Below are 10,770 nucleotides of genomic sequence, written 5' to 3'. Positions count from 1 at the left end.
ATGCCCGACAGCACGTCGCCTGACCCGGCCGTGGCCAGCCACGGAGCGCCGTTGGAGTTGATGGCTGCCTTGCCAACAGGCGCGGCTATCACCGTGTCGGCGCCCTTGTAGACGATCGTTGCGTTGGCCCGCGCGGCAGCCGCTCGCGCCTTGTCCAATTTCGACATGGTTTTGTCCCCGGCGATATCTGGGAACAAGCGGCCGAATTCACCCTCATGCGGCGTGATCACCAACACTGGAGCGTTTGGCTGACGAGCGGCTTCGAACAGCGCCTGCGGCTGATGGGCCAGAGAGGTAATGGCATCGGCATCAAGCACGATCGCTCCTCCATGGTTTGCAGTTTGCGATGCGCGTGCACCCTCCGCCAAGGTCTTGATCAGTTGCAGGGCGAAATCGCCGACCTTGGGCTTTGGCCCGAGCCCCGGTCCAAACACCAGCGCCTCGGGATGGCGCGCCGTCAGAAATTCCTGCACCTCCTCGAATGACCCCGCCTCTCGCAGCATGATCGAGGTGAGGTGTGTCGCGTTCACCTGCATGGCATTGCCAGGCGACAGCACGGTGACCGCCCCTGCCCCGCTTCTGGCGGCGGCCATCGCCGACAGCCGCGCCGCGCCGGTAGCACTGGGACCGCCGGAAAAGACGCCGACATGGCCGCGCTTGTATTTATGCGCGTCCACCGCCGGCACCGGAAATTCCCGCAACCACAGATCCGGCACATTTTCGAAGGTCGAGACGGCGAGCTGGGCGATGATGCCGTCGCCGATGCCAATATCGGCGAGCACGATCTCACCGCATTGCCCGCGCCCCGGCAGCAGCAAGTGGCCGGGCTTTTTCCGCGCGAAGGTGACGGTGACCTCGGCACGAAACGCCCTGCTCAATATTTCGCCGCTGGCTCCCGAGACGCCCGACGGCAGGTCGATCGCGACCACAGGCAGGCGCAGGGCTGTCACTGTATCGACAGCTTTCGCGGCATCGCCGGACAGCGGCTTGGACAGCCCTGCCCCATAGAGCGCGTCGATCACGATCGAGCCGAACTCGGCGTCGAAATCAGACAGCGGCCGGGACTTGACCAGGGATTCCGCGGCGGCGAGCGCCGCATCGCTTTCCGGCCTCGGCGCTCCGGATGACCAGATCGTGGTGCCGACGCCGCTGCCGGCCAGGAGGCGTGCGACGACATAGCCATCGCCGCCATTGTTGCCGGGACCGCACAGCACATGGACATGCGGCGCTGCGGGATAACGCTTGAGAATCTCGGCCGCGACCGCTTCGCCCGCGCGCCGCATCAGGCTGATTCCATCGGCCGGACCGGCCGCGATCGTCAGCCGATCAGCCTCGCTCATTTCGGCCGGGGAAAGAAGTTCGTTGCTCATGGATTGCCGATCCGCATGCTATCAAGCATTGTCCAATTTCGATCCTAAGCAAACAAGGGGGAGTTGCCGAGATCTGCAGCCATAACGTCGGCACGAAGGCATTGCGGGCAGAAAATTGCCTGCGGGATAGGCGATATGCCTGATTTTTGTGCGGACGCAGGTGCTGGCGCTGTGTAGGCTCTGGCAGCCCATGCCGCTTCCGGTGCAGCGAATGACGCGAATTTGCATCCCGGTGCGGCGCGGCTTTGAAATCTTATGAGACCGCTTCGAATCCGCTGAATTGGCACAGTTCGTGCTTGATGGAGGCGCAAGCGGGGGGTCACAACCCGTTTTTTTGGCAGTGGAGGCCACTTTTTACATGAAAAAGATCGAAGCGATCATCAAGCCATTCAAGCTGGACGAAGTGAAGGAAGCGCTTCAGGAGGCCGGACTGCAAGGCATAACCGTCACCGAGGCAAAGGGCTTCGGTCGTCAGAAGGGCCATACCGAACTCTACCGCGGCGCCGAATATGTCGTCGATTTCCTGCCCAAGGTGAAGATCGAGGTCGTGCTTGGCGACGACGCGGTCGAAGGCGCCATCGAGGCCATCCGCAAGGCGGCCCAGACGGGCCGCATCGGTGACGGCAAGATCTTCGTCTCCAACATCGAGGAAGTCGTGCGGATCCGCACCGGCGAAACGGGCATGGACGCGGTCTGAACCGACCGCCCCATCCTCCTGAAAACGTCATCATCAAAAAAAGTCATCACACAGGGATACACGACATGACGACAGCCAAAGACATCATGAAGCAGATCAAGGACAACGACGTGAAATTCGTCGACCTGCGCTTCACAGACCCGAAGGGCAAGCTGCAACACGTGACGATGGATGTCATCGAGGTCGAGGAAGACATGTTCGCCGATGGCGTGATGTTCGACGGCTCGTCGATTGCCGGCTGGAAGGCCATCAACGAGTCCGACATGGTGCTGATGCCCGACCCGGAAACGGTTCACATGGATCCGTTCTTCGCCCAGTCAACCATGGTCATCCTGTGCGACATCCTCGATCCGGTTTCGGGTGAATCCTACAACCGCGATCCGCGCGGCACGGCCAAGAAGGCCGAGGCTTACATGAAGGCCGAAGGCATCGGCGACACCATCTTTGTCGGCCCGGAAGCCGAATTTTTCGTCTTCGACGACGTGAAGTACAAGGCCGATCCCTACAACACCGGTTTCAAGCTCGACTCCACGGAACTGCCGTCGAACGACGACACCGACTACGAGACCGGCAATCTCGGCCACCGTCCGCGCGTCAAGGGAGGCTACTTCCCGGTGCCGCCGATCGACAGCGCGCAGGACATGCGCTCGGAAATGCTGACCGTGCTCGCCGAGATGGGCGTGCGCGTCGAAAAGCATCACCATGAGGTGGCGGCGGCGCAGCACGAACTCGGCATCAAGTTCGACGCACTGGTACGCAACGCCGACAAGATGCTGATCTACAAATATGTCGTGCACCAGGTCGCCAATGCCTACGGCAAGACGGCGACCTTCATGCCGAAGCCGATCTTCGGCGACAACGGCTCGGGCATGCACGTCCACATGTCGATCTGGAAGAACGGCAAGCCGACCTTCGCCGGCAATGAATATGCCGGTCTGTCGGAAAGCTGCCTGTTCTTCATCGGCGGCGTCATCAAGCATGCCAAGGCGATCAACGCATTCACCAACCCGCTGACCAATTCCTACAAGCGCCTGGTGCCGGGTTACGAAGCGCCGGTTCTGCTCGCCTATTCGGCGCGCAACCGCTCGGCGTCCTGCCGTATCCCGTTCGGCTCGTCGCCGAAGGCCAAGCGCGTCGAGGTCCGCTTCCCCGATCCGGGCGCGAACCCCTACCTCGCCTTCTCCGCGCTGCTGATGGCCGGCCTCGACGGTATCAAGAACAAGATCCATCCCGGCCAGCCGATGGACAAGGATCTCTACGACCTGCCGCCGAAGGAACTGAAGAAGATCCCGACCGTCTGCGGCTCGCTGCGCGAAGCCCTGCAAAGCCTCGACAAGGACCGCGGCTTCCTGAAAGCCGGCGGCGTCTTCGACGACGACCAGATCGACAGCTACATCGAGCTGAAGATGGCCGAAGTGATGCGCTTCGAAATGACCCCGCATCCGGTCGAATACGATATGTATTACTCTGTCTGAGGCTTCAAGCTCAGACTAAGATACGCCATAATAACCAAGCCCTTGAAAGACTTCCCTCTTTCAAGGGCTTTTTGCTGCGCTCCAATAGGAATTGCCAGCTGACCGGCATGTCTCGCCTGCGCGGCAGCCACGCATGGACAGCCATATTGGTCTTTCGTCTTCGACGATCATACGATGCCTGGATTCTGGACCCACGGTCCATCGGAGCGGCCGGCCTGAGCGCGTCGGTCCGGTGACTTCAATCACTACTCGGCGATGTCCGGTGAAGATCAAGGCGGCCGGTCGGTCGCCAACGTTGGAGCCAGGAGCGAGCGGAGCACTGTCTCAGGCTACAGTGACCGCTCGTCCGGCGCCCACGCCAATGCCGCCGTTCAGAAAACCCCGCCCGTCCGAACAGCATTGCGTGACGTAACCCCAAGGCCTGCGAATACGCATGCCGTAGCGTGATCTGTCAACGCTGCAAGCCGGGCCGCGAATGACCGATTCTGCTGTATGAACAGATGCTTATGGAAGGTCCATTGCCCCAGATAAGGGCTGGAAAAGGCGCTTTTCCGGGCTTTATAGGGAGTGATCGCCGGAGGCTCACATGGCTGCGGCCAGAACTTCCGGGCGATTTGCGACCGCGTGAATTCCCTGACTTTTTCTGGGTATGTTTTACCAGGAATGCCGTCAGCCGGGTAACGGCCAAAAAAGAACCCCGGCGCGAAACGCCGGGGTCATCTTGTCATGCAGTCCGAAACGCTTACGCGGCGGCCGAAACCTGAGCGCTTGCCGGAACCGAGGCGATCGTCTTCAGGATCTGCGAGGCGATCTGGTAGGGGTCGCCCTGCGAGTTCGGACGGCGGTCTTCCAGATAACCCTTGTAGTCGCTCTTGATGAAGGAATGCGGCACGCGGATCGAGGCGCCACGGTCGGCAATGCCATAGCTGAACCGGTTCCACGGCGCGGTCTCGTGCTTGCCGGTCAAACGCTTGTCGTTGTCCGGGCCATAGACGGCGATGTGATCCATCAGGTTCTTGTCGAAGGCCGCCATCAGCGCTTCGAAATAGGCCTTGCCGCCGACTTCGCGCATATAGGCGGTCGAGAAGTTGGCGTGCATGCCAGAGCCATTCCAGTCGGTGTCGCCGAGCGGCTTGCAGTGGTATTCGATGTCGATGCCGTACTTCTCGGTCAGGCGCTGCATGAGGTAGCGGGCCATCCACATCTGGTCGGCGGCTTTCTTGGAGCCCTTGCCGAAAATCTGGAATTCCCACTGGCCCTTGGCAACTTCGGCGTTGATGCCCTCGTGGTTGATGCCGGCGGCGAGGCAGAGGTCGAGATGCTCCTCGACGATCTGGCGCGCGACGGAGCCGACATTGGAATAGCCGACGCCGGTGTAGTACGGACCCTGGGGTGCGGGATAGCCGCTCTCGGGGAAGCCGAGCGGCCGGCCGTCCTTGTAGAAGAAATATTCCTGCTCGAAGCCGAACCAGGCGCCCTCGTCATCGAGGATGGTGGCGCGCTTGTTGGAGGCATGCGGCGTGACGCCATCGGGCATCATGACTTCGCACATGACCAGCACGCCGTTGGTACGGGCGGGATCCGGATAGACCGCAACCGGCTTCAGCACGCAATCGGAGCTGTGCCCTTCGGCCTGCTGGGTCGAGGAACCATCGAAGCCCCACAGCGGCAACTGCTCGAGATCAGGGAATTCGGCGAATTCCTTGATCTGCGTCTTGCCGCGAAGGTTGGGGACCGGGGTATATCCATCGAGCCAGATATACTCGAGCTTGTATTTCGTCATTCTAGCCTCTCGTTGCTTGATCACCGAACACTGAACGGCGTCGACATGCGTCTGCCGTCAGCAGCCGGCCTGCCGCATTCTTAAAATGCAATTCGTGTGCCATTCTTGGTGTGAAGGGTGCGGCAAAATTGACCCGGTATCCACTCGAAGTCGGTGATCCGCCTAAGCGATGCGTTCCGATCAATCACAGTCGTTCTTTGCACAAATAGTGTGCAATTGCTGATCTTTTCATAGGCATATTGCCTAACTTGATTGCAGACCTTATCTTCGGATCAAGTTGAATCGAAAAGGTTCGGCAGAAGAAAGGAACCCGGCAATGGAAATCATTTCCACACGACCGTCGGCCACAATTTTGATGTTCCCGGTGGCAGCGCGCGCCGCTGCCTCAAATTTGAGCGGCAAGGCTAAGTTTGCGGCAGAGCTTGCCTCGCTGCGTGGTGCCCGCGCAGACTTCGGCGACGGCTGGTACCATGAGGCAGCCATCGAGGATGAGACCCGGGGCCGCAAGAGCTGACACAAAGGGCAGCAGCCCTCGCCAACGAATTGGCCTGAAAAGAGAAAGCCCGGCGCGATTGCTCGCGCCGGGCTTTCTTTTGAACACCGGGCCTGCCTACTCCTTGGCGTGCAGGTCGGTGCCGAGCGTATCCTTGACGAAGATCATGCCGATGACCAGCGTTATCGCCGCGATCACCACCGGATACCAAAGGCCATAGTAGATGTCGCCCTTATAGGCGCTGAGCGCGAACACGGTTGCCGGCAGCAGGCCGCCGAACCAGCCATTGCCGATGTGATAGGGCAACGACATGCCGGTGTAGCGAATGCGGGTCGGGAACATCTCGACCAGGATCGCCGCGATCGGCCCATAGACCATGGTCACGAACAGCACCAGGATGAACAGGATGCCGATCGTCATTGGCCAGTTCACTGCTGCAGGATCGGCGAACATGGCGAACGCGCCACCACCCGGAATGTTGTAGACGGTGACTTCGGGTGCGCCCGCCGCCTCGTCGGTGGTCAGCAGCTTGTCCTTGACTGCCTGGTCGATCGGCACCGTCGCCTTCTCACCGGCACGGATGGCAGCGGCATCCAGCTTCAGTTCCGGGTTGGCGGCAACAAACGCATCGAGCTTCTGGTCCGCAACCTTGGCTGCCGCGCGCTTCAGCGGATAGCCGCCGTCCTGCAGCGACATGTTGACGGCCTTGATGAAGGCGGTTTCCTTGGCCTTGGCCTGATCGCCGGCGGCGATGGCGTCATAGGACTCGACCGTCTCGTTGCCGATCTTGACAGATGCGGGTGTGCCGGCGGCGGCCGTCGACACGACGTCATAGGGAACCGAGTTCTTGGTCAGGAACGAGGTCGCGATATCGCAGGATGTCGTGAACTTCGCGGTACCCACCGGATTGAACTGGAACTTGCAATCTCCAGGTGCCGCCGTCACCGTCGCCCGCGTGTTCTGCTGGGCTGTGGCAAGCGCCGGATTGGCAGCCCAGGTCAGTGCCTTGAACAGCGGGAAGGTGCATACAATCGCTAAGGCAAGGCCCGCCATGATGATCGGCTTGCGGCCGATCTTGTCGGAGAGCCAGCCGAAGACGACGAAGAAGATCGAGCCTACTGCCAGGGCGATCGCGATCATGATGTTGACCGATTGCGCGTCGACCTTGAGCACGTTGGTCAGGAAGAACAGCGCATAGAACTGGCCGTTATACCAGACCACGGCCTGACCGGCGGTGAGGCCGAGCAGCGCCAGCAGTGCGATCTTGGCATTCTTCCATTGACCGAAGGCTTCCGTCAGCGGCGCCTTGGAGCCCTTGCCCTCATCCTTCATGCGCTGGAAGGTCGGCGATTCGGAAAGCGAAAGCCGGATCCAGATCGAGATGCCTAGCAGCAGGAAGGATACGAGGAACGGAATACGCCAGCCCCAGGCAGCATAGTTTTCCTTGCTCAATGAAGCCTGTACGATCAGGATCACAACCAGCGACAGGAACAGGCCCAGCGTCGCCGTGGTCTGGATCCACGAGGTGTAGTAGCCGCGCCGGTTGTCCGGCGCATGTTCGGCGACGTAAGTGGCCGCGCCGCCATATTCGCCACCCAGTGCCAGACCCTGCAGCATGCGCAGGATGATCAGGATCACCGGAGCGGCGATGCCCAAGGTCGCATAGCCAGGCAGCAAGCCGACCAGGAAGGTCGACAGGCCCATGATCGTCATGGTGACGAGGAAGGTATATTTACGGCCGACAAGATCGCCGATGCGGCCGAACAGCAATGCGCCGAACGGGCGCACCAGGAAGCCGGCAGCGAAGGCCAGCAGCGCGAAGATATTGCGGGTCGCTTCCGGGATGGCTGGACTGAAAAAGGTCGAACCAATGAACACTGCCAGCGAGCCGTAGAGATAGAAATCATACCATTCGAAAACGGTGCCGAGCGAGGAAGCGAAGATGACTTTCTTCTCCTCCCGCGTCATGGCGCGGCTTGCTCCGCCGGCGGTCGATGCTATTGCCATTTCGTTATCCTCCCGTGAGACCCGTTCTCGATGCTGCGCGACACCGTCCGCGTTCTCCTCCGAGCACGGACTCAACGACAGCCATTCGGGAAAAATGACAGAAAGCGCCCGCCAAAGGCAGCGCGTCTTTGGGATTATGACTTTGGTATTAGGTGCGCTGCGGGATGAAACCGGGCGAACTGGGAAACCCTTAGCCCTTGAGCGCTTCCAGCAGGCCGACAGCAGCCATCATGTCGTGCTTGCGAGCCGCGCGGCGGGCAACGGCTTCGGCGTCCTGCCCCCAATGCTCGATCTGCCAGTCCTCGTCGACATGAGCCGCGGCCCATGCAGCCTCAGCGTCGATCTCGCCGAAATCGACAGCCAGCGCCAGCAGCGCCGAACCTGTGAGCGACGTCATCACATGGATGGCGGCGAGACGCAGCGGCTCTGTTCGCTGGGCAAGATGGCTGCCCAGCACCGCGATGGTCTCGCGCGGCTGCTCGACATGGATGATCCCCTCGGCGAGATTGAAGCGCACCCCAAGTGTTCCCCTCGCCCAGTCTATCACCGAGTCCCAATGCTGGTTCTGCCGCTCCACCAGCCCTTGCGGCGCGTCGGCGCGGTAACAGAGCAGATCGGACGAGGCGAAGCGCAGAATGTCTTCCAGCACCGCCTGCGGGTCGCTGGCGACGCCATCGATGGCGGTGTTCACAAGCCGCATCACCGGCATGGTCACCGGATTGATGGTCTCGCTTTGGGTGGCGAACTCGTCGGCGACGAGCGCGGCTGCCGCCTCGGTAGGCACTGCCAGCAGCGCCTTGCCCGGCGTGCGCACCGGCTTGCCGTCGAGATGCACGGCAAAGCCGCCTTCGACCGGCGCGACCGAGACGGTCTTGTAGAAGCGCTTCGGCAGAGGCGTCTTCATCTGGATTTGGGCGCGGCGCACCGGATCCGGATCCGAAAGATATTTGCCCGCTTCAAGGTCGTTGAGGATGTCACGCATAGAAGGTCTCTCTTACACCGGCGTCAGCTTGCGCACTGGCCGGTTGACGATGATCAGGCCGGCGGCAATCAGGCCAAGTGCCAGGAAAATGCGCATGGTCAGCGGCTCATTCAAGAACATGGCGCCGCACAGCACGCCGAAAACCGGCGACAGGAAAGTGAAACTGGACAGGCCTGACGCCGGATAGCGCCGCAACAGCCAGAACCACAGCACATAGGTGAAGGCGACGATGTAGACAGCCTGGAAGAGCAGCGCCAAGGTCGGCAGCACGGTCGGGTCGCGAACGGGCGGGCCGGCGAGAGGCAGCACCAATATGCCGACGATCGCTGCCCCGGCGAGTTGGTAAAGCAGAAGCTTCTCGGCGCTCGCCTCGACCAGCTTCGACCGCTTGATGAGGATGTTGGTCAAAGCCCAGAAGAATCCGGAGCCGAGGCTCAGCAGATCGCCGAACAGCATGTCTCCGCCGCCGCCAAGCTTGTCGGAAAACACCGCGACAAGGCCGGCAAAGGCCAGCAGCAGGCCAAGGAATTTCCTCAATGTGATCTGCTCACCGAGCAGGAAATGGCCGCCGAGCAGCATCCAGAACGGCATCGTGTTGACCAGCAGCGTGTTGCGGGCAACGGTCGTATGCTCCAGGCCGACATAAAGGCAAAGGAACTCGATGCCGAAAAGCGCGCCAACCACGATGCCGGCGAGCAAGGTCCCGTCGCGCGTGAAAAGCGCGATGCCGCGCCACCGGCACCAGGCAAAGACACACAGGCCGCCGATGATCGAGCGCGCGATCGACAGGAAGACCGGGTCATAACCAGCGTAGGAGATCTTGGCGGCGACGTAATTCAACCCCCAGGAAAAGGTCAGCCCGACCATGATGGCGGCGGCGGCCATGTCGACCGTGTCGCGCCGGTCGAGCGCGTCACTGGCGCCGCTCACGATCAGTCCTCCGCGCTGGCGTCGTCGAAGCCGATCAGGTTCCAGCTCTGGCGCATGTGCGGCGGCATTGGCGCGGTGACATCGATGACGCCCTTGTCGGGATGCGGAATGATGATGCGGCGGGCGTGCAGATGCAGGCGGTTTTGAATGCCCCCTGGAAAGTCCCAGTTGGTGTCGGCCTCGAAATATTTCGGATCGCCCAGGATCGGGCAGCCGATGTAGGCGGCGTGGACACGAAGCTGGTGGGTGCGGCCCGTATAGGGCTCCATTTCAAGCCAGGTCATCGTCTGCGCAGCCTGCTCGATGATGCGGTAGTAGGAGACGGCGTGATCGGCGCCCTTTTCGCCATGCGCGGCGACACGCACGCGGTCACCGTCCGGCGTCGGCTCCTTGATCAGCCAGGTCGAGATCTTGTCCTCGCGCTTGGGCGGCACGCCCTTGACCAGCGCCCAATAGGTCTTCTTGGTCTCGCGGGCGCGAAACGCTTCCGAGAGCTTCATGGCGGCCAGCCGGGTGCGGGCGACGACCAGAACACCTGAAGTGTCGCGGTCGAGCCTGTGAACCAGTCTGGGCTTCTCGCCCTTCTGGCTGCGCCAGGCCTCCAGCATGTCGTCGACATTGCGGGTGACGCCCGAGCCGCCCTGCACCGCAAGGCCCGCCGGCTTGTTGAAGACGAAAACCTTGGGATCTTCATGGATCAGCATTTTCGACAGGACATCGGCATCGCCCTGGTTGCGGATCGAGTGGCCGGTCAGCGCACTCTCGCCCTTCTTGTCGACCTCGAGCGGTGGGACGCGAACCATCTGGCCGGGCTCGACACGGGTGTCGGCCTTGACCCGTCCGCCATCGACGCGGATCTGGCCGGAGCGCAGAAGCTTCTGCAAATGGCCGAAACCAAGGCCCGGGAAATGGGTCTTGAACCAGCGGTCGAGCCGCATGCCCGCCTCGCCGGCCTCCACCGTGATCTGTTCAACGCCTGCCATGTTTTTTGTCGCTTATCCGTTTCCCGAGCGAAGCTCGGCCTGTTCTTGGC

At 61.5% G+C, this 10,770-nt stretch carries 9 protein-coding genes; 3 read left to right on the top strand and 6 right to left on the bottom strand.

Features of this window, described 5'->3' with window-relative positions:
* A partial coding sequence (locus tag EN964_RS12365) for an NAD(P)H-hydrate dehydratase (protein ID WP_127276402.1) occupies positions 1–1,370 on the bottom strand: 1,370 nt, incomplete at its 3' end.
* Between the two features lie 358 nt (positions 1,371–1,728).
* On the opposite strand from EN964_RS12365, the gene EN964_RS12360 reads away from it, so the two are divergent.
* Together EN964_RS12360 and glnA are read left to right on the top strand one after the other, a co-directional pair.
* On the top strand, positions 1,729–2,067 hold the full coding sequence (locus EN964_RS12360) for a P-II family nitrogen regulator (RefSeq protein WP_006205430.1): 339 nt from the start codon (positions 1,729–1,731) through the stop codon (positions 2,065–2,067).
* Positions 2,068–2,132: 65 nt separating this feature from the next.
* Positions 2,133–3,542, top strand: a complete 1,410-nt coding sequence (gene glnA / locus EN964_RS12355) for a type I glutamate--ammonia ligase (protein WP_127269124.1) — start codon at positions 2,133–2,135, stop codon at positions 3,540–3,542.
* Positions 3,543–4,284: 742 nt separating this feature from the next.
* On the opposite strand, the gene EN964_RS12345 is transcribed toward glnA, so the two are convergent.
* Positions 4,285–5,325 (bottom strand): glutamine synthetase beta-grasp domain-containing protein, encoded by a 1,041-nt coding sequence (locus EN964_RS12345; protein ID WP_127260164.1) that lies wholly within the window; start codon positions 5,323–5,325, stop codon positions 4,285–4,287.
* Between the two features lie 316 nt (positions 5,326–5,641).
* On the opposite strand from EN964_RS12345, the gene EN964_RS12340 reads away from it, so the two are divergent.
* Positions 5,642–5,839 carry a DUF2735 domain-containing protein gene (locus EN964_RS12340; RefSeq protein ID WP_127269123.1) on the top strand — a complete coding sequence of 66 codons (198 nt, stop codon included), beginning with the start codon at positions 5,642–5,644 and terminating at the stop codon, positions 5,837–5,839.
* 96 nt (positions 5,840–5,935) lie between these two features.
* Here the strand turns inward: EN964_RS12340 and EN964_RS12335 are convergent, their stop codons facing one another.
* From EN964_RS12335 to EN964_RS12320, 4 genes are all read right to left on the bottom strand, one after another.
* Positions 5,936–7,825, bottom strand: a complete 1,890-nt coding sequence (locus EN964_RS12335) for an MFS transporter (protein ID WP_127276400.1) — start codon at positions 7,823–7,825, stop codon at positions 5,936–5,938.
* 190 nt (positions 7,826–8,015) lie between these two features.
* Positions 8,016–8,807 (bottom strand): ATP12 family chaperone protein, encoded by a 792-nt coding sequence (locus tag EN964_RS12330; RefSeq protein ID WP_127270981.1) that lies wholly within the window; start codon positions 8,805–8,807, stop codon positions 8,016–8,018.
* Between the two features lie 12 nt (positions 8,808–8,819).
* Complete coding sequence (locus EN964_RS12325) at positions 8,820–9,692, bottom strand: DMT family transporter (RefSeq protein WP_164748929.1); 873 nt, start codon at positions 9,690–9,692, stop codon at positions 8,820–8,822.
* A gap of 47 nt (positions 9,693–9,739) precedes the next feature.
* Positions 9,740–10,720 (bottom strand): RluA family pseudouridine synthase, encoded by a 981-nt coding sequence (locus tag EN964_RS12320; RefSeq protein WP_127271590.1) that lies wholly within the window; start codon positions 10,718–10,720, stop codon positions 9,740–9,742.
* Positions 10,721–10,770: the final 50 nt, after the last annotated feature.

This window comes from Mesorhizobium sp. M7A.F.Ca.CA.001.10.2.1 (genome assembly GCF_003998575.1).
Lineage (GTDB): Bacteria > Pseudomonadota > Alphaproteobacteria > Rhizobiales > Rhizobiaceae > Mesorhizobium.
This window is presented reverse-complemented; position numbering and strand designations above follow the sequence as displayed.

Coding starts and splice junctions, on each gene's coding strand:
- EN964_RS12360 (WP_006205430.1), top strand. CDS start 1,729: ATGAAAAAGATCGAAGCGATCATCAAGCCATTCAAGCTGGACGAAGTG.
- EN964_RS12340 (WP_127269123.1), top strand. CDS start 5,642: ATGGAAATCATTTCCACACGACCGTCGGCCACAATTTTGATGTTCCCG.
- glnA (WP_127269124.1), top strand. CDS start 2,133: ATGACGACAGCCAAAGACATCATGAAGCAGATCAAGGACAACGACGTG.
- EN964_RS12345 (WP_127260164.1), bottom strand. CDS start 5,325: ATGACGAAATACAAGCTCGAGTATATCTGGCTCGATGGATATACCCCG.
- EN964_RS12325 (WP_164748929.1), bottom strand. CDS start 9,692: ATGGCCGCCGCCGCCATCATGGTCGGGCTGACCTTTTCCTGGGGGTTG.
- EN964_RS12335 (WP_127276400.1), bottom strand. CDS start 7,825: ATGGCAATAGCATCGACCGCCGGCGGAGCAAGCCGCGCCATGACGCGG.
- EN964_RS12320 (WP_127271590.1), bottom strand. CDS start 10,720: ATGGCAGGCGTTGAACAGATCACGGTGGAGGCCGGCGAGGCGGGCATG.
- EN964_RS12330 (WP_127270981.1), bottom strand. CDS start 8,807: ATGCGTGACATCCTCAACGACCTTGAAGCGGGCAAATATCTTTCGGAT.